Origin of the sequence: Flexivirga oryzae (assembly GCF_014190805.1) — a bacterium.
Taxonomy (GTDB): domain Bacteria; phylum Actinomycetota; class Actinomycetes; order Actinomycetales; family Dermatophilaceae; genus Flexivirga; species Flexivirga oryzae.
The window spans coordinates 86,120-109,568 of record NZ_JACHVQ010000003.1; the positions used below are offsets into that span (position 1 = coordinate 86,120).

Here is a 23,449-nt window from a genome sequence, read left to right on the forward strand (position 1 = left end):
TCGTCAGACGAGCGGGGTGTAGGGATCGCGCCACGAGATCTCGCGATAACCGTAGGCAGCGCAGACCTGCTGCAGCGTGCCGGAGTAGGGGTCGTGTTCGGCGCGCAGGACCAGCCGGCCCTCCACCACGTAGGCGGTGACGAGCGCCTGGGCACCGAGGGTCGGGCCGGCGACGAGCGGCACTTCCAGCCGCGACCCGCCGTACGTCGTGACGGTGACGGTGCCGCCGGGCATCTGTTTGCTGGGCCGGGTGGGTACGGCGAACAGCAGCAGCCGATGTATGTCGGTGATGCGCCGCAGGTTGACGGCCACCCCGCCGGAGGTGGCGCGGAAGATGGGGCGCCGCGGGTCCGGCCCCTGCTGGGAAAGCCCGGGCAGCACGAGGGATTCGCGGTCGTCGGCCGTCTCGAAGACGATGCCGAGCACGACCTCGGTGGGGTTGGACACCGCCACCTTGGCCTCGATCGCGCCCGCCGCGGACTGCATGCGGGTCAGCTCGACCACGGGATCGTGCTCGGTGAACAGGCGCCGCTCGCCCGCGTTGATCGACGGCAGGCCCAGGTCGTGCCGCAGCGGCCGGGTGTGCCGGGATCGCGGGTCGAGTGCCTGGGGGAGCGAAGCGGAGGAAGGTGCATCGAGATCCAGCGACGTCCCACTGGGCGGCGTCGTCGGTGCTGCGGGCTCCTCGTCGAACAGGTTGAGCGACGTGCCGCCACTCGCGGGTTGAGTAGTCCGGGGGCGCTCGGTCGGGGTCCCCGCGAAGTATTCGGAGGAGCGAAGCGGGGGAGAAACTTCGTGGGGTGACGGAGCGGCGGAGGACGTATCGAAACCGGCGGCCCCACCGAGATCCAGCGAGGAGCTGACCGGCGGCGCCGCGGGCGCACTCAGGTTCAGCGACGAACTCACCGGCGAGGCAGGGGTCTCCGGCACTGGATTCGCGGAAGCCGACCGCAGGCTGCGGCCGCGCAGGTAGGGCAGGTCTGTTCGGGTGCTCATGCGTGACCTCGACAAGCTCGGCCGACTCCACAAGCTCGGCCAACTCGACGGGCTCGGCCACCTCGGTGTGTCGTCACAAGGGAACCCCGTATTCCTTCGCGACACCCTGCAGCCCGGAGGAATACCCCATCCCGAGAACACGCAGCTTCCACTGGCCGCTGTGCCGGTAGAGCTCGGCAAGCTTGAGCGCGGTCTCCCCCGACAGGCCCTCGGCGAGGTCGACCGAGGAGATGATCGAGGCGCCGCCGTCCAGGTTGAGCAGCCGGACCACCAGGCGTTTGAGCTGCCCGAGCGTGCGGCTGCTGCCGCTCCCCTCGGACAGGTAGAGCAGGAAGACGACCTTGGCGACCTCGTCGGGCACGCCGGTCAGCTCGACCTCGACCTGTTCGTCGTCGCCGCCGAGCGCCTGCTGCAGCTGGGCGGTCGACAGGTCGGAGGACACCAGCTGGTTGAAGTAGACGACATGCTCGGGTGAGAGCGCCGCACCGTTCTCGCCGACGAGGATCGTGAGCAGCGTGAGGTTGTCATCGAGCACCCGCTCGCCGCCGGTGTCCCAGTCGACCCCGAACACCACGCCCTTGAGGTCGGGCAGCTCCCGCTGCAGCGCGATGTTGGCTCCCTTGGCCATCGGGCTCACGGTCTACTCCTTCTCACTCGCAGCTCCACCCTCGCCGTGCCGTTGTCGCGACCGTCGTCACTTCGGCACGCGACCTGGCCGGAAACCGGTCCTCACGTCACGACCGTCGTCACTTCGGCACGCACTGGTCCGGGTCGATGCCATTTTCTCGCGACGTTCGAGACTCAGTCTCACAGGTCCAGCTCGGACTCGCCGAACTTGTCCTCCAGGAATCGGCCGTGCACCTGCAACGCCTGCATGTCACGCGCGCGGCTCGCCTCGGCCAACTGCTCGACGCTGCGCCGCAGCGTGGTCAGCTGCTCCACGAGCGAATCGGTGGCGGCCTCCTCGTTCGTCGCCGAGGTGGAGGCGCGCACCGCCCCGACGTACGCCCTGATCGAGCCGGGCAGGTAGTCAGTCAGCGTGCCGTTGATCGCAACGCGCACCCCGATGTCCAGCCGGTCGGCGTCGCCGGAGGTGAGCACCTCGCGGACGGTGTCGGTCACCGCCCGGGCCAGCACCACCCCGATCGTCGGCAGGTCACCGGCGCTGCTGTTGATCTCCAGGATCAGCGACTGGTTCTTGCGCAGCAATGCCTCCACCGAGTCGCCGGACGGGTCGGTGACCGCCTGGCTGACCGCATCGAACCGCGCCTGCGCCTGCACCCGCAGGCGCCCCGACGAACCCTCCGGGTCGAACAGGCGTGACAGCAATCCCACGGCTACTGGTTACCGCCCGGCAGCTGCTGAGCCGGACCGCTCGGCGGCTGGATCGCGGAGGCCCCGGCCACGTCCATGCCCTGCTGCCGCATCGACCGCTCCAGGTAGGGCTTGGCGCGCTGCACCTGGCCCTCCAGGGCGCCGATCGTCTGCGCCATCGACTGCGTCGCCTGCGACCGGAACTGGTCGATCGCGTCCATGGTGGCGAAGACGTTGTCGAACGCGGCCTGCAGCTTGTCGATCTCGATCGTGCTGGACGCCGCCTGCTGGTTGATCTCCGCACCCTGGGTGCGCAGCTGCTGCGAGGTCTGCTCGATCATCGTCGAGGTGGTGCTGTTCAGCGCGGTGATCTGGTCGAGCACGACCTTCTGCTGCGCCAGCGCCTGGCTGACGATGACGGCGGTGCGCAGGGCCGCGACCGTGGTGGTCTGGGCGCGGTCGACACCGCGGATCAGCTCCTGGTTGTTCTTGCGGACCAGGTCGAGGGCCAGGTAGCCCTGCACCGACACCGCCATCTGGGTCATGATGTCCTGCCGCCGCTGGCGGACCGCGAAGAGCACATCCGACTTCATGATGTCGGCGTCCTCGGTGCGGCCGGAGTTCTGCAGCTCGGAGATCTTGCCCTCCACCGCGGCGTCGAGCGCCGTGGCCAGCTGGTTGTACTCGCCCAGCTTCTGCATGGCCTGCCACATGTTGTTGCGCTCGACCTCGATCGAGGCGTTGTCCTTGCGCAGCTCGTCCTGGCCCGCGGACAGCGAGCGGATGATCGCGTCCAGGTGGCTCTGCGCCGACTGGTACTTCATGAAGTAGTTCTCGATCTTGTTGCCGCCCGGCAGGAACTTCAGCAGCTTCTTGGGACCCTTGAGGTCCGCCCGGTTGGGGTCGAGATCCGTGATGGTGCGGCGCAGGTCGATCAGCGTGCCGCCGACCTTGGACTGTGCGGAGTCCTTGCCCGCCTGCGCGGCCGGGCGCTGCAGCATCCGGTTGGACACGTCCGAGGACTTGCGGATCTCGGTGTCGCCCATGTTGACGATCGAGTTGACCTTCTCGGTGAAGGCGGGCGCCTTCATGTCCATGGCGGTCAGCTCGGTGACGAACGCCTGGGCCTTCTTCTGCAGCTCGGTCTGCGCCTCGGGCGCGACCGGCACCGCCTGGACCGCCTGCTGGTCCTGGATCACCGGGACGGCCGCCGGGGCCTCGAGCACCAGCGCACCGGCCGAGGGTGCCGCGACAGGCGGCATCGCCGGCGCGGGTGCCGGTGCGGTCTGCGTGGGCGGGGCGGCTGCCGGCTGCTGGGGCGCGACCGGTTGCTGCTGCGGAGCCGGCGACGGCTGCTGCTGCCCCGCACCGGCGTTCTGCTGCTGGAACTGGTCACCGAGCCCACCGCTCAGATCGAGGTTGGACATGTTGCAAGCCTCCTAGCTGCCGCGGCATCTCCGCGGATCCCCGAGTGATCCTCTTACCTTATGTACTCACGCGCCGGCCTCGCAGCCCGCACGTCATACGACGCACGCGAGCCGGTTGCGTTCCACTCCCCTCCCGTCCAACGCGCGAGCGCCGCGCTGAGTTCGGGGGCGCTAGGGTCGCAGCGGTGAGTTCCCTGCGCATCGCGTTCATCATCGGCAGCACCCGCCCGGACCGGGTGGGACCCACGATCGCCGAATGGGCGTTCGACCACGCGACGGGCCGCGGCGACGCGGCATACGACCTGATCGATCTGGCCCACGTCGGCCTGCCGCTGCTGGACGAGCCGGAGCCGGCGGCCGCGCACCACTACCGGCACGAGCACACGAAGCGCTGGTCCCGCCTGATCGACTCGTATGACGGCTTCGTCTTCGTCGCTCCCGAGTACAACCGCGGCGTCTCGGCGGCGCTGAAGAACTCCATCGACTACCTCTACGCGGAGTGGAACGACAAGGCGGCCGGGCTGATCTGTTACGGGTCCAGCGGCGGGTTGCGGGCCGGGGAGCAGCTGAAGTCGACGCTCGGCGAGGTGCAGATCGCGACCGTCCGCGCGCAGGTGTCGCTGTCGATCTACGACGACATGGTCGACTTCGTGCAGCTCGCGCCGCGCGACTACCAGGTCGGCAACCTGGATGCCATGCTCGACTCGTTGCTGCGCTGGGCGGCCGCGCTGCGGGCGCTGCGGGCCGGGCTGGTCAGTCCCTGAGGACGTCGTTCGGGAAGCCGGGGCTGCGGTGCCCGTCACGGCCGATCATCGTGTCGGCCGCGACCAGGGCGTTGATCACGGCCTCCTCCGTCGCCTGCACGACGGCGTCATACAGCGGGTTCATCCGCGGCCACGGGACGAGATCGAGACGCTGCAGGGTGTCCGGTCGAGTGGCGACCCCGCTGTCGAGTGCGCCCGGGTTGGCGGTGGAGAAGGCCAGGAAGACGTCACCGGAGAAGTGGCTGCCGGTGGTGCCGGTGCGCGCCAGTCCGAGCGTCACTCGTCGGGCGAGCGCCTTGCACTGCAGCGGCAGCAGCGGCGCGTTCGTCGCCACCACGGTGATGCACGACCCGGCGCCGGGCGGTGGCGCCGAACGATGCTCCTCCATCGGGTTGTCGTCGGCCAGTTGTATGCCGAGGCGGCGGCCGCGGACGGTCAACTCGCGGCGGGAGCCGAAGTTGGCCTGGGTGAGGACGCCCACGGCATACGACTCCCCGACGACGTCCACCTGACGTGACGCGGTGCCGGTGCCGCCCTTGAAGGCGTAGCAGTTCATCCCGGTGCCGCCGCCGACGCTGCCCTCGGCGAGCGGGCCGGTGGTTGCCGCGTCGAGCGCCGCGACCGCGGTCTCCTCGCGTACGTGACGGCCGTTGATGTCGTTGAGGTAACCGTCGAACGTCTCGCCCACGACCGGGAGGTACCACCCGGGCTCCAGTGCCGGGTTGCGCGCGAGCGACCACTCGAGCACCCCGCGGTGGACCGGGCCGACCGCGTGCGTGTTGGTGATCGCCACCGGGAGGGCGAGCGAGCCGCTCTCCTCGACCCAGTGGCTGCCGGTCAGCTCGCCGTTGCCGTTGAAGGAGAACATTCCGGCCGCCACGGCGGTGCCGACGCGCTCGCGGCCCAGCGGCAGGATCGCGGTCACACCGGTGCGGACCGGACCCTCGCCGGGGACGAGCGGTCCCTCACCCTCGATCAGCGTCGCGTAGCCCACCTCGACGCCCGGCACGTCCGTGATGGCGTTCCACGGGCCGGGGGTGCCATCGAAGTCGACGTAGTCGCGGGCGCGGGCCATGTTTCCTCCAGGGTCGAACGATGTCCGGAGTCCACTCAACCAGCCCGGCGCCCCCGCGCGAGCAGCAGTGCGACGACAGCGGTGGCGACACCGGCGAGCACGGCGCTGATCAGCAGCACCACGTGGATGCCGTATGCCGTGCTGTCGACCGCGGCGTGGGTCAGCTGGGCCCGGAACTGCTGCGGTGCGTGCCCCACGACGAGCCGGCCGGCACCGGAGGCGATGGCGTCCTGGAGTTGCTGCAGTTGGGCTCCCGGCAGGTGCGCCGGCGCGACGTCGGAGGCCATCCGGGATCCGGTGCGACCCGCGAAAACCGCTCCCAGTGCTGCGACTCCGGCCGCAGTGCCGACCTGTCGCAGCGTGTTGACGACGCCGGTCGCCATACCGGCACGGTCCGGCTCGACGCTGGCGAGCGCCGCACCGGACAGGACCGCGCTGGAGGCGCCGAGGCCGATCCCGGCGAGCACGAACCCGGGTGCGAGCGCGGTCCAGTCCGACGACGCGTCGACACGGGACGCCCACACCAGACCGACCGTGACGATCAGCAGGCTGCCGGCGATCGTCACCACGTTGGGGATGCGGTGACTCAGCTGCGCGAAGACCGGCGCGGCGACGAACGACGTGACGGTGAGCGGCAGGAAGCGCAGACCGGCCTCGAACGGTGTGTAGCCGAGCGTGTTGACGAAGTAGAGCCCGACGTAATTCGTTGCAGCGACGAGGGTTCCGGCGATGACGAAGCCGGTGAGGCCGATGCCCACGTAGGCCGGCCGCCGGAACAACTCGAGGTCGACCATCGGCTCGGCGGCGCGCGCGGAGCGCACCAGGAACGCCGCCAGTGCCGCGGCCGCGACCACGAACGAGGTGACGATGACGGCAGAACCCCAGCCCTGCGACTGGCCGCGGATGAGCCCGAACACCAACGCTGCCAACGAGACCGTGAGCAGGATGGTGCCGCCGAGGTCGACCCGGCGCGGCTTCTCCGCCTTCGACTCGGGCAGCCCGAGCCGGGCGCCGACGAACGCGAGCGCGCCGATCGGCACGTTGATCGCGAAGATCCACTGCCAGCCGGCGTTGTCGACGATGAGGCCGCCGAGCAGCGGGCCGACCGCGGTCGCGCCCGCCAGCGTGGCACCGAAGGCACCGATCGCCTTGGCGCGTGCCTTCAGGTCCGGGTAGGCGTGTCCCAGGATCGGCATCGCCGTGCCGAACAGCATGGCCGCACCGATGCCCTGCAGGGCGCGCATCGTGTTGAGCATCAACGGGTTCACCGCGAGCGCGCACGCCAGGGAGCCGAGCGTGAAGACCGCCATACCCGTGGAGAAGAGGCGACGCCGCCCGAAGCGGTCACCAAGGGTCGCGGCCGTGAGCAGCAGCGCCGCGAGCGGCAGCGTGTAGGCGTCGACCACCCACTGCAGGTCGCCCAGGTCGGCGTGCAGATCGGCCTGGATGTCGGGCAGCGCGACCGCGACGATCGTCATGTCGAGCATGAGCATGAACATCGCGACGCAGATCAGCGCGAGGGCGACCCCGGGTCGCCGAGGCGCGGGTGGCGCGCCGCTGTCGGCGTGCTGGAGAGTGCTGGCGGTCATCGGGGTGCCTCGTTCCGCTGGGATCAATTAGGGCTACGGGTGTTAACCAACGAATTTAGTGAACACCCGTAGCCCTACATGCGTCAAGTGACTTGATCTGAGAGGATCGGCGGTATGACGGCACAGCGGACCAGCAGGCGTCGCACGGTCGCGGCACGCGGCGAGGGCGCCCGCCTGCGCGAGGAGATCCTCGACGCTGCGATCGCGCTCTGCGAGGAGCTGGACGATCCGTGGAAGCTGTCGCTGCGTGCCGTCGCCCGGAAGGTGGGCATCACGCCGACCTCGATCTATCTGCACTTCGACTCGATCGACGCGCTGCTGATGGCGGTCAAGCAGAAGCTCTGGCGGGAGTTCGGCGCGTCGATGATCGCCTCGGCCGAGGAGAGCGGGCCGACGCCATACGAGCAGGTCATCGGCTTCGGCCGGGCCTACGTCTCCTTCGCCCAGCAGCACCCCGGCGCGTTCCGGCAACTGTTCACCAAGACCTGGAACCTCCCGCTGATCGACGGGCACAGCTTCGTCGGCGAGGCACAGTTCGACCTGCTCGTGGACGCGCTGGCCGACGTCAGCTCGAGCAAGGAGGACGCGCGACTGCGCGCCACCCAGTTGTGGTGCGGCATCCACGGGCTCGTCGTGCTGCGCACTCCGATGAGCCATTTCGCGTGGCCCGACATCGACGAGCAGCTGAGGTCCATGGCACGTGCGTGGACGACCCCGGCCGCCGGTTGACGCGCCGCACCGACCCATTCATTGAGCGGCATACCTCTGCATCGACCGGCATACCGATTCCGCGGAAATCGCCATGCCGCTCGTTGCAGGGGTATGCCGGTCAATCGTGCAGGGTCACCGTCACCGGTAGCCCGCGGCCTGCAGACCGTACAGCTGGGCGTAGTGCCCGCCCGCCGCCATCAGCTCCGCGTGCGTCCCCTGCTCGGCGACCGTGCCGTCGGCGAGGACGACGACCCGGTCCGCCGAGGCGACGGTGGAGAAGCGGTGCGTCACGATCAGGGTCACCCCTCCGGCTCGCGAGGTCTCCCGGGCCGCGGCGGCATACCGGTCGAAGAGCGCGTGCTCGGTCGCTGGGTCGAGTGCCGACGTCGGCTCGTCCAGCACGAGCAGCAACGGCGCCTGCCGCACCATCGCCCGGCCGATCGCCAGCCGCTGCCACTGCCCGCCGGACAGATCCACACCGCCGGGCCACGACGGTCCGAGGTGGGTGTCCAGGCCGTCCGGCAGCGCGGCGAGCACGTCCGAGGCGGCCGCGTCGTCGAGCGCCCGGAGGATGCGATCGTCGGGCGGTATGGCGAGGGGCTCGGTCTCGATACGCTCGTTCCTCGCTACTCGACCAGCGGTGTCCTCCAGGCCACCGACGCCGATGGCCTCGCGGGCGGTGAGTTCCAGCTTGAGGTGGTCCTGGAAGGCACCGGCGCAGTGCCGGCGCCAGTCGTCCAGCGAAAGCTCCTGCAAATCCGTCGAATCCACCAGGACCCGGCCGCCGCTGACGTCATACATTCCGGTGAGCAGGCCGATCAGGGTCGACTTCCCGGCACCGTTCTCGCCCACGACGGCGACCACTTCACCGGCCGGTAGGTGCAGGTCGACGTCGTGCAGCGCCTCGCGATCGGCGCCCGGGTAGCGGAAGCTCACGCCTTCGAGCGTCAGCCCGTCGCGGAGTGCGGCCGGTGCTTCGGCGACGCCCGGGTGGTCCGCCGCCGCGTGCTCGCCATACTCCTCCAGCCAGCGGTAGCGCTTGACCGTGCGCAGCGTCTGGCCGAGGAAATGCACTGTGGACTGCAGACTTCCGACGACATCGCGCAGCTGCCCGACCACCAGGACCCCTGTCGCGAACCGTGCGGGTGACACCCGGCCGTGCAGGGCGTCGTGCGCCATCCAGACCAGGATCGCCATCGCGGCGACGACATACAGCAGCGTGATGACGCTGGAGAAGGCGGCACCGCGGGCTTCCGCACGGACGAACGGTTTCCGCCATTCATCCGCCTCCTGGCCGAGCAGCCGCAGCAGCCGTCCACGGGCGCCGAAAATGCGCAGCTCGGAGGCGGCGACCGGGTCGACGCTCAGGTTGGCGAAGTGCTTGCTGCGGCGACCGGCGGCCGCCGAGCTGTCCTCGGCCTGCTGCTCCCAGCGCATGGTGCAACTCGCCCACCAGCTCGCGGGTGCGCCGATCAGCAACAGCAGCAGCAGCCGAAGGTCGGCGCCCGCGGCGACGATGATCGTGGTGACCGGTGCCACCAGGTTGTTGACCGCGTTGATCAGCGAGTTGTACGCCATACCAAGGGCGCCCATCCGCTCACGCAACGCGTGCATCTGGTCCCGGTACCGGGGGTCCTGCAGGTGATCGAGCGTCGGCGCGGTGCCGCTGATCCGGGCGACCTCGGAGTCGAAGTGATGCCCGATGCGCTCGTTCAGGCCGACTCTGGCCTGCACGCCGCACACGCCGAGGACGAAACCGAACGACTCGGTGAACGCGAACCCGGTGAGACCGGCCACGAGCAGGTGGAGTTCGTGCGTCGTCAGCCCGGCGACGATCAGGCCGAAGAACAGCGGGCGCAGGTATTGCAGCACCCGGCCCAGCGCCTCGAGGAACGCCACGACCGTTGCGCTCCGGCTGATCCCCCAGGAAGTCCGCAGGACCAGCGCGATCGACTGCAGGTGATAGCGGATCATCAGCGCTCCCCTGCGAGTTCGGCGTCGACCCACACCGGCTCACCGCTGTCGGCGCCCGCGGCCGCGAAGCGCGCCGCCTGCAGCCGGAACATGTCGGCGTACGGACCGCCGGCCGCCAGCAGCTCCTCGTGTGACCCGTCCTGCACGACACCCTCCGGTCCGAGCACCACGATCCGCTCGGCGTGCCGGACGCTCGACAGCCGGTGGCTCACCAGGATGGTGGTCACGCCGTGCGTGACCTGCAGGAAGCGGCTGAAGATCTCGGCCTCGGCGCGCACGTCCAGCGCAGCGGTGGGCTCGTCGAGCACGAGCACGCCTGCGCCGGCCGCGACCGCGGTGAGTGCCCGGGCCAACGCGACCCGTTGCCACTGGCCACCGGAAAGATCTGTGCCGCCTGCGTATCCGGGCTCGAGCACCGTGTCCCAGTTGTCGTCGAGCCGAATGAGCACGTCGGTGCCGGCGGCATCGCGCAGTGCCTCCTCTGCGGTATGGCGCAGTGCGCCGGACTCCACGCCGCGTGCGACCAGGGGCAACGCGACGTTGTCCTCGAGACTCAGGTGGTAGCGCACGAAGTCCTGGAAGATGGTCGCGACCCGGCGCCGGGTGCCGTCGTCGGCGGCGGGGTCGTGCCCGTCCACCCGGACCGTCCCGGCGTCCGGTGCGTAGAGGCCGCAGAGCAGCTTGATCAGGGTCGACTTCCCGACGCCGTTGACGCCCACGACGGCGACCGACTGGCCGGCCGGGATGTGCAGCTCCAGGTGCCGGAAGACCGGCTCGGTGCGCGACGGGTAGGTGAAGGTCACATCCGTGACGTCGACAGTGGCCGCCACGGGTCTCGATACGCCTCCTCCGCTGCGCTCCCCCGCCACTCGACCCGCAGCATCGCCGACGTTCGACCTACCGAGGGTGTGCCCGAGGCCGTGATCGGCACGGAGCTGACGGATCTCGTTCTCGTAGAAGCGGGCCCGGATGGCCTGCACGTTGACGTCGCCGAGCGCGCCCAGCGCGGCCATCTGCATCAGACCCTGCAGGACCGCGACCGTCGTACCGACCGAGATCGCGCCCGTCCAGGCGGCGTGCCCCACCCAGACATAGGAGCCGACCAGCATGGTGGCCGAGATCGTGCACCCGATCAGCGCTCCGCGCAGTGCCCGTGACCGGCGTTGCCAGATGCCGACGAACGCCGCCTGCCAGACCTGCGAGTAGCGCCGCAGCAGCCACGGCGTCATACCGAAGAGACGCAGCTCCTTGCCACCCGCCCGCTCCAACGGGATCGACCGCAGGTAGTCCGCCTGGCGCCGACCGATGCTGCCGTCCTCGACCAGGTCCTTCAGCAGCACGTCGAGATAGCCCGTCCATGTGACGTGCAGGACCCGGAACGACAGCAGTGTCCACAGCGCGGCGAGCCAGGACCACTGCGCGACGGCCACGAGGCCGCCGAGCCCGACTGCGGCATACCCGAGGACGCTCCAGGTCGCATACATCGCGTTGACACCGAACATGCCGCGCAGGTAGTCCTCGATGTCACTGAATCGCGCTCTGGTCGCCGGGTTTTCGAGGTGCTCGATACCGTGCGGTGCGTTCGCGGCTTCCGCGACCAGCAGCACCTGCTGTCGGGTGAACCGCCGCTGCAGGGCCACGGCACCGGACATCTGCCAGGCCTCCGCGAGCGGCTCGACGGCCAGCCCGATCGCGGTCAGTGTCAGCCAGCCCCAGACCTCGCTCGATCCGACCATGATGGCCTGCAACGCCTGACCACTCGCGTAGACCATGAGCCAGATGGCGACCCCGCGCAACGCGATGACGGCGAGGAGTGCGCAGACCAGCGGCGGGCTGGAGCGCCACATCATCCGCCAGAAGTGTCGCTCGACACCCAGCCAGCGCAGCATCCATCCCCTGAGACGCGATATATCGAGAGTTCGCACGAGAGGAAATGTAAACACCAAGCTACTTCGATTGCTACTGCATATCCTGAATAGGTGAAGATCACCGACCCGGTCATGGTCAGATCCCTACTGCGGGACGGCGCCGCGCACTACCTCGCGCCGTTCCTGCACGAGGACCACTCGGTCTCCGAAGCCGCCGAACTGCTGCGAACACCGCTGACGAAGGTGCACTACTGGGTGCGCAGTCTGTGTGACGCCGGGCTGCTACACGTGGTCTCCGAGCAGCCGCGCAAAGGGCGACCGATCAAGCGATACCGCGCGATAGCAACTGAATTCGTGGTGCCCGCAGAAGCACTACCGGAGGACTACTTCGCCGGAGTGATGCGCCGGTCCAACGAGGACATGATCGACGCGCTCGCCGCCGCGGCGCCTGAGTGGGTGATCGGCGGGGACTTTCGTGTCTCGGCGTCGTCACCGACGCGGGGCAGCCAGGACCGGGTCCTGCGGGAAGGGACCGGGCTCGCGGCAGTGACACACCAGAGCGGTTGCTCACTGCGCATCACCGAGGACGAGGCGCGCGAACTCGCTGAGGAGATCCGGGACCTACGCGACCGGTGGATCGCCCGAAGCGCGGACGAGTCGGATCTCGAGCGATATCAGTTGGACATCGCGCTGGCGCCCATGCCCGATTGATCGAGCGGCATACCGGCGCATCGAGCGGCATACGGATTCCGGGGAAATCGGCCTGCCGGTCAATGCGGGGGTATGCCGGTCAATCAGGGGAGGCGGCGCTCGCGGCCGGTCACCCGGTTACCGGTTGCGGCGTTGCTGGAGCGCCTCGTGCAGCACGATCGAGGCGGCGGTTGCGGCGTTCAGCGAGCTCGCCGAGCCGACCATCGCGATGCTGATCACCCGGTCGCTCGCGTCCCGCCAGGCACGACTCATGCCTCGTGTCTCGTTGCCGATGACGATCACCGACGGCCCGGTGAAGTCGATGCGGCGCAGATCGCTCTCCCCGCCCTCGTCGGTGCCGAAAACCGTGTATCCGAAACCAAATCCACGTTGTGCGCGGATCCAGGACAACGCCTCGTCAGCCGATCCGGACCGCACGACCGGCACGGCGAAGAGCGAGCCGGTCGAGGCACGGACGGCACGTGGATCGTAGGGGTCCGCAGCGTGCCCGCAGACGATCAGCCCGGTGCCGCCGAAGGCGTCCAGCGAGCGCAGCACCGTGCCCAGGTTGCCCGGGCTGGACGGCCGGTCGAAGACGGCGATCAGCGGCGCCCGCGCAGGGTCGGCGAGTCGGTCGAGGTCGTCGGCCGGCATCCGCGCGATCGCGACCAGCTCCGGCGGCTCATCGGTGTCACGTTCGGCCAGTTCGGCGAGCAGGTCGTCGGCCAGCTCGTACCGCCGGCCGGGCGCCGTGCGCCATACCTCCTCCGCCCACGCAGACGCACGTGCGCCGACCGGACGCAACAAGGCACTGAAGTCCCAATCATGCTGCAGCGCAAGCGAGATCGGCCGGACACCCTGCACCACGAACTCACCGGCCCGATGGCGCTTCGTCCGGTTGCCGAGCAGCGCCTGCCACTGCTGGAAGGTCGCGTTGCGGCTCAAGACTCGGTGGACGCGTGAGGGCACGTGCCTATTGTGCATCCTGGGTCTCGATACGCTCCTTCGTCGCTACTCGACCCGCGGGGGTGGCGGGTTTCGATGCGGGCTCGTTCCTCGCCCTTACTCAACCAGCGCACGTGGCAGGGTGGGTGCATGACGGAGACACCAGGCTTCGACCGTTCGCAGGAGCTCGCGAAGGCATCGCTGGCGGCCGGAAGCCCCACCGACTGGTTCGAGCAGCTGTATGACGCGGCAGCGCACGGCGAGGTCGAGATCCCGTGGGACCGCGGTGGACCGCACCCGCTGCTCAGCGAGTGGTTCGCCCAGTATCCCGAGGAGGCGACCGGGTCCGGGCGCACCGCGGTCGTGCCGGGCGCCGGACCGGGGCACGACGCGGAACTGCTGGCATCACTGGGTTTCCGGACCACCGCGTTCGACATTTCGCACACCGCGATCGACCGGATCACCGCTGCGCACCCGAGCAGCACCGTCGACTACCGCGTCGCGAACCTGTTCGACCTTCCCGAGGAGTGGCGCGGCGCGTTCGATCTGGTCGTCGAGGCGATGACCGTGCAGTCGATGCCGCGTGACGTGCGGACCCGGGCCACCGCCGCAGTTCGCTCGCTCGTCGCACCCGGAGGGGTGCTGCTGGTGATCGGGGGTGTGCTGCCACCGGAGCCGGACCCCGACTACGGTCCGCCGTGGCGGCTCACCCGTGCGGAGATCGAGGCGTTCGGGACCGACGACCTGGCTTTAGAGCGGGTCGTGCACGACACCGAAGGGATCCGCTACCGGGCGGTCTTCCGCCGGCGTGCCGCCTGACGGCCACACGCTGATCCCGGCAGGATCCAGGTCGACCCGCAGGGTGGATCCCACCTCCGGCCACGACGGACCCGCTGACGAAATCGCTTGATGTGCCTGCAGGTTCAGCCCTGACGACCATTCCAGATCGAGCAGCAGGCGGCTGCCGAGATCTGCGACGTCGGTGACGGTCACCTCGTGCTCACCCTTCGCGCTCGCACGGACGAACTCCGGCCGCACGCACCACGTCACCGCGGAGCCGTCCGGCAGCGACGCGTCCGTGCGGATCCGTACGCCGTCGCTGAGTACACACCCGTCGTCGGCGATCAGACCGTCGCGGACGTTGGTCAGGCCGATCAGTCGAGCCACGGCCGGCGAGGCGGGCGCGTCGAACACCTCGCGCACGGTGCCGGCCTGCGCCAGTCGCCCGTCCGCGATGACCAGGAGCTCGTCGGCGAGCATCGCCGCCTCCACCGGATCATGCGTGACCAGCACGGTCGCCAGTGAATCCTGTTGCTGCAACCGGCGGACCAGCGCGGTGAGCTCCTGCCGCACCGGGTAGTCGAGAGCGGAGAACGGCTCGTCCAGCAGGAGCAGGCGGGGCACACCCGCGAGTGCCGCGGCGATGACGACGCGTTGCCGCTGACCACCGGACAGCTGTTGCGGCAGCCGGTCCTGCAGGCCGTCCAGCTGGAGCCTCTGCAACCACCACGCCGCGACACCGGGGTCGGCGTGGATGCCGAAAGTCGCCTGTTCCCAGGCCGTCCGGTCCGGGAAGAGGCCGTGCTGCTGAGGGACGTAGCCCAGCTGCCGGTCCTCGACCGCTGTCCCGGACAGTTCCACGTCCCCGAGCCGGACCGAGCCGACACCCGACCCGAGCAGGCCGGCCAGCGACCGCAGCAGGATCGACTTGCCGGCACCGGAGGCGCCGAGCACGGCGATGCGGGGACTCTTCGCGCTGTGCGCGACCTGCAGGTGGAAGCCGCCCACGTGCGTGTCGATGTCGAAGGCGACGGGATGCGCCTGCGCCGCCGACGGACGGGTCGCAACCACCTCGGGCGCGCTTCGCCGGAGCCGCTCGCGCACCGTGCGGGGCAGCCGGAAGCCGGCCAGCAACAGGACGATCGCCGCGACACCGAGTGCGATCGCGGTCGGCGCCTGGGTCGTCGGAATCCCGGTGGAGGAGAACTGCACGTAGGTGAACACCGGCAGCGTGTAGGGGTGGTAGGAGAGGAGCACCGTCGCGCCATACTCCCCGAGCGCCCTCAGCCAGGTCAGCAGCAGCCCGGCCCGGATGGCGGGTGCGGCGATCCGCAGATCCACCCGGATGAAGCGCGACAGCGGCCGGTGCCCGAGGGTCGCCGCGACGTCCTCCAACTGCGGGTCGATCGCTTCGAACGCGGACCTCGCCGCGATGATGAGGAACGGCGACGCGACGAAGGTCTGCGCGATCACCACACCCGCGACCGACTCGGTGAGGTGGCCGTCGAAGCGCTCACCCAGCCAGGTGTAGGGCCCGACGAGGTAGACCAGCACGATGCCGCTCATCACCGGTGGCAGAGCGAGCGGTAGCTGCACCAGCACGTTGACCACGCGGCGCAGGGTTCCGTGCGAGTGTGCCATCCAGTGTGCCAGCGGGACCCCGAGGACCGTGACGATCGTGGCGCTGATGGTGGCGCTGATCGCCGACGTCCGCGCGGCGTCGAGCAGGCCGGATTCGGTGAAGCCGCGGTTGTCCGACCCGGCGAGCCGGATGAGGAAGGCGACGAGCGGGATCGCCAGGTAGAGGGCGAGCAGCGCCCCCAACATGGCGATCGGGCCGCTGCGTCGCCTCCCGATCACTAGCTGGACAGCACCTTTTTGACCGTATCGGGAACGCCCGATCCGGTGATCGTGGGCGGAGTCACGAGTTTGAAGGCGTCCTGCTTGAGGAACTTCTGCCCGTCCGGCCCGAGCAGGTAGGCGACGAACGCCTCGGCACCGGCCTGGTTGGGAGCGTTCTTCACCACGGTTGCAGTGTAGGCAGCCGAGAGGTCCTGGCCGGTGAGCTCCACCGTGGGTATGCCGGCCGTCTTGGCCTCACTGGTGTAGAAGAAGCCGGCGTCCAACTGCCCGGACTGCAATTGGGCGACCAGCGTCTCCTCGGGGAAGACGATCTTGTCGTTCTTGGCCAGGTCGAGCAGCTTCGGGTGCTGCTTGCCGGCGTCGAGCAGCGCCTGGTGCGCCAGCTTGCCCTTGGGGTCGGCCTCGGGGTCGGTGGTGCCGATGCGGAAGCCCGACTCGGTGATCACGTCATACCAGGGGCCAGCCTTGATATTGTCCGCGAACTTGCTCTTCGCGTTGTAGCCGAGCACGAGCGCCGAGCTGGCGTAGTTGATGTACCAGGTCACCCAGTCGCCGTTCTTCGCACCCATCAGCTCGGCGTCCGCCTTGGGGCTCGCGCTGATGAAGACGTCCGCCTTGCGGACCTTGCCCTTGATCTGTGCGGCGAGGTCCGTGGAGCCGGCGGAGAAGCCGGCGAACTTGTAGCCGGTCGCCTTCTCGTATGCCGGGCCGAGTTGCTTCTCCATCAGCGCGACCAACGAGCCCGCGTAGAGGACGTTGACCGTGCCCGAGCCGGTGGGAGCGGCGGCCGCTCCGGAACCGGACCCGGTGGGAGCAGCACCCGAGCTGGTGCCACCCCCTGAGGTGGCACCCGCACCGGACGAAGTTTCCGAGCCACCACCGGAGGAGCCACACGCCGCGAGTGCCGAGGCACCACCGACGAGTCCGAGAGCCAGTAGGCCGCGACGCGAAATATCTCTCATGGAGCACGAAGTTAGCAGTCAACTAGTCGCAGTGTGACTAGTTCCCACGACACGAGACCTGCGGGTGACCCGATCAGTCCGACGCCAGCGTCTCCAGGAAGTCGAGGATCGCGCGGGTCGAGCTGACCCGCCAGATGGCGAGCGTCCGCTCGAAGCTGCCCGGTTCGGCAGCGCTGACCCGCGACTGCAGCTCCTGCAGGCGCGCCTCGAACACGTCACGCTGGGCGGCCACCAACTGCGTTGTGTCCCGGTCGCTGCGATCGAGCAGCGCGAGCTTGAGCAGCAGCGCCGAGCGGGCATCGCGGGCACGCGTCACCGGTTCGTTCAGCCACTGGTGCAACCGGTCCCGGCCCTCCGGGGTGACCTCCACGATGGTCCGGTCCGGTCCCGGCCCGTCGGTCTCCACCCCGACGGCCTGCACCAGCGCGGCATCGGTCAGCCGGCTCAGTTCGCGATAGACGACGGGGCGCGGGATGCGCCATACCCGACCCAGCTCGCCGCCTGCGGTGAACAGCGCGGCCACCGCGAACCCATGGGTCGGCCCTTCCGCGACGACTCCGAGCACACCGAAGCCGGCGGTGCTGACGGCGACCACGGTGTCCACCGTCGCACGCTACCGCGGACGGCGGCGGTGATCGTGGCGCGCCGGACGAGCGCACCCGGATGTCCACCTGCTGAAACTTGACGGGTGACTTGTGCGCCCACCCGAATTTCGTTCCGCTTCAACACCATCCGCACCACGTTGCAGTGGGACCATTGACGGGTGACACAACCACTGCGCAACACCGACAACAGTGCTGCCGACGACGACATGCACGAAGGTCGCCGGCATGATCTGGCTGTTGCTGCTCTGCACACGTGGAGCGAGCACGGCTACTCGCAGGTATCGGTTCGCAACGTCGCGAAGCGAACCCGCTTCTCGCACGGGATGGTGCACTACTACTTCCACAGCAAGGACGCGTTGGTCGCGGAGTGTGTGCGGCTGATCACCGACGCGCACATCTTCGCCGCGGACGGTGCCGACGCCGCCACTGTCACGGACTATTCGCGGACGCTGGCCGATGCGCTGAGCGGGAGCTTCCGGCTCAACCGCCGGCTGCACCGGATCCGCTACGACCTGCGCAACCAGAGCCAGTTCGAGCCGAGCCTGCGCGACTACGCAGCGGAGGTCGAGGACGACCGGGAGAAGTGGCAGCAGGAGGTGCAGGGCCGCTACGAGTCACTGGGCTGGCGCTTCGACCCGCCGTTCGAGCTGCTCGCCGAGCAGGTCGACGCGCTGATCGAGCGCGCGGTCCGCGACGAGCTGCTCGGTGCCGACCTGGAGGGCACCGCCGAGCACCTTCGGCACGACCTGCTCCAGGTCCTGCCCAAGGTGCACTGAGCTCTCTGGCCCGACTCCTCGCAGCGTTACCCGGGCGGGATGGTGCCGACCAGCTGGTCGCGACCGATCTTGCCGTCCCGTGACTGCGCGATGACGTCACGCGCCTTGCCGGTGGAGTCCCAGGTGTTCCAGAGCAGCACGCCGCGGACCGTGTCGCCGTCCAGGTAGTAGACGACCGCTGCGGTGTGGTCGTCGTTCCAGGCCTCGACGGTGTCCAGCCGTGCGTCCAGGTCGCCGACCGCCTCGTAGCCGTTGTCGAACAGGTCGGACCAGACGATCGGTGTGTAGTCGTAGGCCTCGTCGGCGCCGGCCATGTTGCGGCCGGCCTTCTTGCCCATCGCCTCGGCGTTGTCGACGTGCTCGACGCGACGCCGTCCCAACAGGGCATCGTCGTAGCGCGCGACGTCGCCTGCGGCATACACGTCCGGGGCGGACGTGAGCAGCCTGTCGTCGACGACGATCCCGTTGTCGGTGGTGATGCCGACGGCCTCGGCCAGCCCGACGTTGGGCGCGACCCCGACGCCGACAACGACCGCACCGGCCTCGATGAGCGAACCGTCGCCGACCCGGATGCCGACCCGGTCGTCGGCGAGTTCCCCGCCGGACACCGTCTCATCGGTGAGCAGTCGCACGCCCCGGTCGGTGAAGTCCTTGGTGATCAGCTCCGCGATCGACGTCGGGAAGAGGCGCTGCTGGACCAGGGTCTCGTCGAAGATCATGGTGACCTTCACGCCGTTCTGGGTGAGCACGGAGGTGACCTCGGCACCGATGTAGCCGCCGCCGATCGTCGTCACCGGCGTGTCCTCGCCGGTGAGCTCACGCAGCCGTCGATAGTCCTCGGCGGTGCGGTAGTAGACGATCCGGTCGGAGTCGGGCAGGTCGAGCCGGCGCGGGCTCGAACCGGTGGCGAGCAACAGCTTGCCGTAGCTCACGGTCGCGCCACCCTCCACCTGCACGGTGTGCGCGTCGGGGTCGATCGCCGTCGCCGGCGTGCTCGTCTCCAGGTCGACCTGCTGGCCGTCGAGCAGCCAGGCCTTGTCGAGGCTGGCGTCCTTGTCCAGCCAGAGCTTCTTGGACAGGTCCGGCCGATAGACCGGGCCGTCCGGTTCGGCGCCGAGGACGAGGATCGAACCCGTCTCGTCCAGCTCGCGGATCCCGCCGACCGCGGCGGCCGCCGCCACCCCGCCTCCGACGATCACGTAGTCGTAGTTCTTGCCGTCCAGCTCTGCCATGGCTCTCCTTGGATCGCGTGCGCCGGCGGCACTGCGCCGGTTGCTCCGATCGTATGCCGCCGACCGACGTGCGCACCGAGGGTGCACTTGTTGTCGCCATCGGTGCCGCTGAACGACAACTACTGCACTCTCGGTGCGGCCTACGAGACCGAGGTGAGGGTCGGATCGATGATCGTGATGCCGGCCGGGGTGGCGCGGTCCATCGCGGGCAGCAGTTGCGCGGCCTCGTCCAGGCCGACGACCCGCTCGATCAGGGCCTGCGGGGTGAGCGCGCCGGATGCGATGAGTTCGAGCATCCCCGGATAGTCGGCGGCCGCCATGCCGTGGCTGCCGAACACGTCCAGCTCCCAGGCGATCACGCGATCCATCGGCACCCGTGGGTGCCCGGCGACCGGTGGCAGTAGACCCACCTGTGCGTGCCGGCCACGCCGTCGCAGGCTGTGGATCGCGTCGGCGCAGGTCTGCTCGGTGCCGACCGCGTCCACCGCCACGTGCGCGCCGCCGGTGAGGCCGTGGACCCAGGCCGGTATGTCGCAACCGTCCTCCGACAGCATCAGGCGGTCCGCGCCGAGCTGACCTGCCTTGGCCAACGCCCCCTCGTGCCGGTCGACCGCAATCACCTGAGCGCCAAGGGATTTGGCGATCATCACAGCGGACAGGCCGACACCACCGGCGCCGACGACGGTGACCCATTCGCCGGGTTGCAGTCGGGCTCGTCCCACGAGGGCGCGGTAGGCGGTGGCGAAGCGGCACCCGAGGCCGGCGGCAGCCTCGAACGAGACCGCGTCCGGGATCGCGACGAGGTTGGTGTCGGCAGCGTGCAGGGCGACATACTCCGCGAACGAGCCCCAGTGCGTGAAGCCGGGTTGTTCCTGGTCGGGGCAGACCTGGGCATTGCCCGACTTACACCACACGCAGCGGCCACAGCCCTCGACGAACGGCACGGTGACCCGGTCGCCCACCTGCCACCGCTCGACGCCGTCGCCGACCGCCGACACCACACCGGCGAGCTCGTGGCCGGGCACGTGCGGCAGGGCGATGTCGTCGTGCCCGGCCCAGGCATGCCAGTCGCTGCGGCACAGGCCGGTCGCACGCACCTGCACCACGACGCCGCCCTCCGGGGCCTCCGGCGGTGGCACTTCGCGGACCTGGAGCGGTCCGGCGATCTGGTCCAGCAGCAGCGCGCGCATCACGCGACGATCATTCCTCGTCGTCGTCGAGGTCGTCCACGTCGTCCGGCTGCCGGTCGCGTCCGCGGGTCAGCAGGATGGCTGCCGCACCACCGACGCCCACGACGACGATGATCGCCAAGGCGACGATCGCGGCGGTGGGAACGCCTCCGCCGGAAGACTTTTCGGTGCTGGCAGCGGTCGCGGCGCACTGCTTGGCTGCCGCTGCGCCGGTCGCGCCGGTCGCCTTGCCCTGGTAGCTGAAGGAGATGCTGTCGGACACCGGGTGCCCGTCGGCGGAGACGATCCGCCAGGTCACGGTGTACTTCCCGGCCGGGCCGAGCGCGACGGGGGTCGTCACGACCCGATCGCTCACCGTGCCGCAACCGGTCTCGTAATAGCGGCCGTTCGGGCCCTTGACCGTGACCTGCGGCGCGGCCGGCTTGCTCAGGACGATGTCGTTGAAGGTCAGGGTGACCGTCTTCGGGGCGGCCGAGACGGTGCCGTTCGCCGTCGGGTTGCTGCTCACCAGGTAGTCGTGCGCCCACGCAGCGGCTATGACGCCACACACCGCGACCAGGAACGCGATGGCGGCGAGGAGCACACGGCGGAGCGTCATCCGGTCACCGGGTCCGCCGGGTGACGGCATACAACGCGACCAGCAGCGCGACCACGCCCACCGCGATGCCACCGACGCCGAACCAGATCCCGCTGCTGGAATCGCTGTCGTTCGACGGCTGCGGTGCCGCGGCGACCGAGGGTGCGTCGTTCGCAGCAGCGGACGTGGGGGCGGCGGCGCCGATGGTCAGCACCGGCGCCGGGTGCTCCGGCTCGGGCTGGCCAGCCTTGGTCGGCTGCACCCACTTGACGACCGAGCCGTCCGAATAGGTCTGGATCGCCTTGAAACTCACCGATGGGACGTCGGGGACGACCCCGACCGACACGGGGAACTGCTGGAACTGGCCGGGTTCGATCTCGGCGCCCTTCGACGCCGTCCAGACGATCTTGGTCGGGGCCTCGGTGACGGTGCCGTCCTCGGTCTTGACCGGCTTCGCCAACTTCGACGTGGTGACCTTCGCCGTCCAGCCGGCGACCGGCTGGTAGGACACCGCGGTGAACGGGTGATCGGTCGGCAGGTCGACCTCGAGCTTGGTCGTGGAGGCGTCCGCCTTCTCGGTCGGCACCTTGAAGACCAGCGTGGCGTAGGACCCGGCCACCGCGGTGTTCGGGTTGACCGTCACGTGGGCCTGCGCGGCGACCGGGACCGCCAGCAGCAGGCCGGTGACGGCGGCCACGGCGGCGCCACGACGCACGAGGGATAGTCGATTACGACTCATGGGGCAAACACTACGGTACGTAGTATTGGCGCTTCCTGGCAGCCCGTGCGCCCGGGACAGCCGCCGGAGTCGACTCTGACGGTCCGATTCACCGCTGACGGCCGAATTCGGCCGTCATTCGTGAATCCGGCCGTCAGAGTCGCGGGCACAGGAGTGAGGGCGAGTCGACCGTCGCCGTCAGCGGAAGGCCGACTCGCCGGTCAGCGTCTGCCCGATGATCAGCTGGTGCACCTCGCTGGTGCCCTCGTAGGTCAGCACCGACTCCAGGTTGTTGGCGTGCCGCATGACCGGGAACTCCAGGGTGATGCCGGCGGCGCCGAGGATGGTGCGGCACTCGCGGGCGATCGCGATCGCTTCGCGCACGTTGTTGAGCTTGCCGAGCGAAACCTGTTGTGCCTTCAGCGTTCCCTCGTCCTTCAGCCAGCCGAGCTGCAACGCGAGGAGCATGCCCTTGCCGAGCTCGAGCGTCATGTCGGCGAGCTTGGCCTGGGTGAGTTGGTATGACGACAGCGCCTTGTCGAAGATCTGCCGGTCCGCGGCATACGCGATCGTCGTCTCCAGGCAGTCCCGGGCAGCGCCGAGGACACCGAAGACGATCCCGAAACGCGCCTCGTCCAGGCAGGACAGCGGCCCGCGCAGCCCGCGGATCTCCGGGAACACCGCCGATTCGGGCAGCCGCACCTCGTCCAGCACCAGCTCACTGGTCACCGATGCGCGCAGCGAGACCTTGTGCTGGATCTTCGGTGCGGAGAACCCGGGTGTGTCGGTCGGCACCACGAAACCTCTGATGCCACGGCCGTTCTCGGCTTCGTCGGTCTGCGCCCAGACGACGGCGACGTCGGCGATCGAGCCGTTGGTGATCCACATCTTGTTGCCGGTCAGCACCCAGTCGTCGCCATCGCGGCGGGCCCGGGTGCGCATCCCGGCCGGGTTGGACCCGAAGTCGGGCTCGGTCAGCCCGAAGCAGCCGATCGCCTCACCGGCGGCCATCCGCGGGAGCCACTCGTTCTTCTGCTCCTCGCTGCCCCAGTGGTGGATCGCGAACATCGCGAGGGACCCCTGCACCGAGACCAGCGAGCGCAGCCCGGAGTCGGCCGCCTCCAGCTCCATACAGGCCAGCCCGTATGCCGTCGCCGACGTGCCGGCGCACCCGTAACCCTCCAGGTGCATGCCGAGCACGCCGAGTTCGCCCAGCTGGCGCGCGAGTTCGCGGCCCGGAATGTCGCCGGTCTCGTACCAGTCGGCGATGTGCGGCTTGATCTGCGCCTCGACGAAGGTCCGCACCGCGTCGCGCAGCTCGCGGTCGTCCTCACCGATCAGGGTGTCGGTGGCGAACAGTTCCAGTGGTGTCTGGGTCATGGCTTCCTCGGTT

22 protein-coding genes are annotated in these 23,449 nt (G+C 69.4%); 5 read left to right on the forward strand and 17 right to left on the reverse strand.

What is annotated here, in order from left to right:
* Positions 1–3: 3 nt before the first annotated feature.
* The 4 genes from FHU39_RS17370 to FHU39_RS17385 form a co-directional block, all read right to left on the reverse strand.
* Positions 4–996, reverse strand: coding sequence for a hypothetical protein (locus FHU39_RS17370; RefSeq protein WP_183321946.1), 993 nt, complete (start codon positions 994–996; stop codon positions 4–6).
* Between the two features lie 73 nt (positions 997–1,069).
* A complete protein-coding gene (locus tag FHU39_RS17375) occupies positions 1,070–1,624 on the reverse strand; it encodes a TerD family protein (protein WP_183322307.1) in 555 nt (184 codons plus the stop codon).
* A 179-nt stretch (positions 1,625–1,803) separates the two neighbouring features.
* Complete coding sequence (locus FHU39_RS17380) at positions 1,804–2,331, reverse strand: hypothetical protein (protein WP_183321948.1); 528 nt, start codon at positions 2,329–2,331, stop codon at positions 1,804–1,806.
* A gap of 2 nt (positions 2,332–2,333) precedes the next feature.
* Complete coding sequence (locus FHU39_RS17385; protein WP_246336695.1) at positions 2,334–3,737, reverse strand: toxic anion resistance protein; 1,404 nt, start codon at positions 3,735–3,737, stop codon at positions 2,334–2,336.
* Between the two features lie 185 nt (positions 3,738–3,922).
* Between FHU39_RS17385 and FHU39_RS17390 the strand changes: the two genes are divergently transcribed.
* The gene (locus tag FHU39_RS17390) at positions 3,923–4,501 is read left to right on the forward strand and encodes an NAD(P)H-dependent oxidoreductase (protein ID WP_183321950.1); all 579 of its coding nucleotides are present in this window, start codon (positions 3,923–3,925) and stop codon (positions 4,499–4,501) included.
* Here the strand turns inward: FHU39_RS17390 and FHU39_RS17395 are convergent.
* Together FHU39_RS17395 and FHU39_RS17400 are read right to left on the reverse strand one after the other, a co-directional pair.
* On the reverse strand, positions 4,491–5,576 hold the full coding sequence (locus FHU39_RS17395) for a DmpA family aminopeptidase (RefSeq protein WP_183321952.1): 1,086 nt from the start codon (positions 5,574–5,576) through the stop codon (positions 4,491–4,493). The two genes, FHU39_RS17390 and FHU39_RS17395, sit on opposite strands and share 11 nt — an antisense overlap.
* A gap of 35 nt (positions 5,577–5,611) precedes the next feature.
* On the reverse strand, positions 5,612–7,165 hold the full coding sequence (locus FHU39_RS17400; RefSeq protein WP_183321954.1) for an MFS transporter: 1,554 nt from the start codon (positions 7,163–7,165) through the stop codon (positions 5,612–5,614).
* Between the two features lie 114 nt (positions 7,166–7,279).
* Between FHU39_RS17400 and FHU39_RS17405 the strand changes: the two genes are divergently transcribed.
* Positions 7,280–7,894, forward strand: coding sequence for a TetR/AcrR family transcriptional regulator (locus FHU39_RS17405; RefSeq protein WP_183321956.1), 615 nt, complete (start codon positions 7,280–7,282; stop codon positions 7,892–7,894).
* Between the two features lie 120 nt (positions 7,895–8,014).
* On the opposite strand, the gene FHU39_RS17410 is transcribed toward FHU39_RS17405, so the two are convergent.
* Both FHU39_RS17410 and FHU39_RS25055 read right to left on the reverse strand, forming a co-directional pair.
* Entirely contained in the window at positions 8,015–9,850 is a 1,836-nt protein-coding gene (locus FHU39_RS17410; RefSeq protein WP_183321958.1) for an ABC transporter ATP-binding protein, read from the reverse strand.
* A complete protein-coding gene (locus FHU39_RS25055; RefSeq protein ID WP_183321960.1) occupies positions 9,850–11,775 on the reverse strand; it encodes an ATP-binding cassette domain-containing protein in 1,926 nt (641 codons plus the stop codon). The genes FHU39_RS17410 and FHU39_RS25055 overlap by 1 nt, the downstream gene beginning before the upstream one ends.
* A gap of 54 nt (positions 11,776–11,829) precedes the next feature.
* Between FHU39_RS25055 and FHU39_RS17420 the strand changes: the two genes are divergently transcribed.
* Positions 11,830–12,429, forward strand: a complete 600-nt coding sequence (locus tag FHU39_RS17420; RefSeq protein WP_183321962.1) for a hypothetical protein — start codon at positions 11,830–11,832, stop codon at positions 12,427–12,429.
* 117 nt (positions 12,430–12,546) lie between these two features.
* Here the strand turns inward: FHU39_RS17420 and FHU39_RS17425 are convergent, their stop codons facing one another.
* On the reverse strand, positions 12,547–13,377 hold the full coding sequence (locus FHU39_RS17425) for a TrmH family RNA methyltransferase (RefSeq protein WP_343065968.1): 831 nt from the start codon (positions 13,375–13,377) through the stop codon (positions 12,547–12,549).
* A gap of 126 nt (positions 13,378–13,503) precedes the next feature.
* On the opposite strand from FHU39_RS17425, the gene FHU39_RS17430 reads away from it, so the two are divergent.
* The gene (locus tag FHU39_RS17430; protein ID WP_183321966.1) at positions 13,504–14,172 is read left to right on the forward strand and encodes a class I SAM-dependent methyltransferase; all 669 of its coding nucleotides are present in this window, start codon (positions 13,504–13,506) and stop codon (positions 14,170–14,172) included.
* Here FHU39_RS17430 and FHU39_RS17435 read toward each other — a convergent pair.
* The 3 genes from FHU39_RS17435 to FHU39_RS17445 form a co-directional block, all read right to left on the reverse strand.
* The gene (locus tag FHU39_RS17435; protein ID WP_183321968.1) at positions 14,104–15,993 is read right to left on the reverse strand and encodes an ATP-binding cassette domain-containing protein; all 1,890 of its coding nucleotides are present in this window, start codon (positions 15,991–15,993) and stop codon (positions 14,104–14,106) included. The two genes, FHU39_RS17430 and FHU39_RS17435, sit on opposite strands and share 69 nt — an antisense overlap.
* Positions 15,993–16,958 carry an extracellular solute-binding protein gene (locus FHU39_RS17440; protein ID WP_183321970.1) on the reverse strand — a complete coding sequence of 322 codons (966 nt, stop codon included), beginning with the start codon at positions 16,956–16,958 and terminating at the stop codon, positions 15,993–15,995. Before FHU39_RS17440 ends, FHU39_RS17435 begins: the two co-directional genes overlap by 1 nt.
* Positions 16,959–17,031: 73 nt before the next feature.
* On the reverse strand, positions 17,032–17,562 hold the full coding sequence (locus FHU39_RS17445; protein ID WP_183321972.1) for a helix-turn-helix transcriptional regulator: 531 nt from the start codon (positions 17,560–17,562) through the stop codon (positions 17,032–17,034).
* A gap of 159 nt (positions 17,563–17,721) precedes the next feature.
* On the opposite strand from FHU39_RS17445, the gene FHU39_RS17450 reads away from it, so the two are divergent.
* Entirely contained in the window at positions 17,722–18,339 is a 618-nt protein-coding gene (locus tag FHU39_RS17450; protein WP_183321974.1) for a TetR family transcriptional regulator, read from the forward strand.
* Positions 18,340–18,365: 26 nt separating this feature from the next.
* Here the strand turns inward: FHU39_RS17450 and FHU39_RS17455 are convergent, their stop codons facing one another.
* The 5 genes from FHU39_RS17455 to FHU39_RS17475 form a co-directional block, all read right to left on the reverse strand.
* Positions 18,366–19,571, reverse strand: coding sequence for an NAD(P)/FAD-dependent oxidoreductase (locus FHU39_RS17455; RefSeq protein ID WP_183321976.1), 1,206 nt, complete (start codon positions 19,569–19,571; stop codon positions 18,366–18,368).
* 140 nt (positions 19,572–19,711) lie between these two features.
* Positions 19,712–20,761 carry a zinc-dependent alcohol dehydrogenase family protein gene (locus tag FHU39_RS17460; RefSeq protein ID WP_183322309.1) on the reverse strand — a complete coding sequence of 350 codons (1,050 nt, stop codon included), beginning with the start codon at positions 20,759–20,761 and terminating at the stop codon, positions 19,712–19,714.
* A gap of 10 nt (positions 20,762–20,771) precedes the next feature.
* The gene (locus tag FHU39_RS17465; protein WP_246336696.1) at positions 20,772–21,359 is read right to left on the reverse strand and encodes a copper resistance CopC family protein; all 588 of its coding nucleotides are present in this window, start codon (positions 21,357–21,359) and stop codon (positions 20,772–20,774) included.
* Positions 21,360–21,363: 4 nt separating this feature from the next.
* Complete coding sequence (locus FHU39_RS17470) at positions 21,364–22,077, reverse strand: YcnI family copper-binding membrane protein (protein ID WP_183321980.1); 714 nt, start codon at positions 22,075–22,077, stop codon at positions 21,364–21,366.
* Positions 22,078–22,254: 177 nt separating this feature from the next.
* A complete protein-coding gene (locus FHU39_RS17475) occupies positions 22,255–23,436 on the reverse strand; it encodes an acyl-CoA dehydrogenase family protein (protein WP_183321982.1) in 1,182 nt (393 codons plus the stop codon).
* Positions 23,437–23,449 lie beyond the last annotated feature (13 nt).

Coding starts and splice junctions, on each gene's coding strand:
- FHU39_RS17370 (WP_183321946.1), bottom strand. CDS start 996: ATGAGCACCCGAACAGACCTGCCCTACCTGCGCGGCCGCAGCCTGCGG.
- FHU39_RS17375 (WP_183322307.1), bottom strand. CDS start 1,624: ATGGCCAAGGGAGCCAACATCGCGCTGCAGCGGGAGCTGCCCGACCTC.
- FHU39_RS17385 (WP_246336695.1), bottom strand. CDS start 3,737: ATGTCCAACCTCGATCTGAGCGGTGGGCTCGGTGACCAGTTCCAGCAG.
- FHU39_RS17395 (WP_183321952.1), bottom strand. CDS start 5,576: ATGGCCCGCGCCCGCGACTACGTCGACTTCGATGGCACCCCCGGCCCG.
- FHU39_RS17400 (WP_183321954.1), bottom strand. CDS start 7,165: ATGACCGCCAGCACTCTCCAGCACGCCGACAGCGGCGCGCCACCCGCG.
- FHU39_RS17405 (WP_183321956.1), top strand. CDS start 7,280: ATGACGGCACAGCGGACCAGCAGGCGTCGCACGGTCGCGGCACGCGGC.
- FHU39_RS17410 (WP_183321958.1), bottom strand. CDS start 9,850: ATGATCCGCTATCACCTGCAGTCGATCGCGCTGGTCCTGCGGACTTCC.
- FHU39_RS17430 (WP_183321966.1), top strand. CDS start 13,504: ATGACGGAGACACCAGGCTTCGACCGTTCGCAGGAGCTCGCGAAGGCA.
- FHU39_RS17440 (WP_183321970.1), bottom strand. CDS start 16,958: ATGAGAGATATTTCGCGTCGCGGCCTACTGGCTCTCGGACTCGTCGGT.
- FHU39_RS17455 (WP_183321976.1), bottom strand. CDS start 19,571: ATGGCAGAGCTGGACGGCAAGAACTACGACTACGTGATCGTCGGAGGC.
- FHU39_RS17460 (WP_183322309.1), bottom strand. CDS start 20,761: ATGCGCGCGCTGCTGCTGGACCAGATCGCCGGACCGCTCCAGGTCCGC.
- FHU39_RS17465 (WP_246336696.1), bottom strand. CDS start 21,359: ATGACGCTCCGCCGTGTGCTCCTCGCCGCCATCGCGTTCCTGGTCGCG.
- FHU39_RS17470 (WP_183321980.1), bottom strand. CDS start 22,077: ATGAGTCGTAATCGACTATCCCTCGTGCGTCGTGGCGCCGCCGTGGCC.
- FHU39_RS17475 (WP_183321982.1), bottom strand. CDS start 23,436: ATGACCCAGACACCACTGGAACTGTTCGCCACCGACACCCTGATCGGT.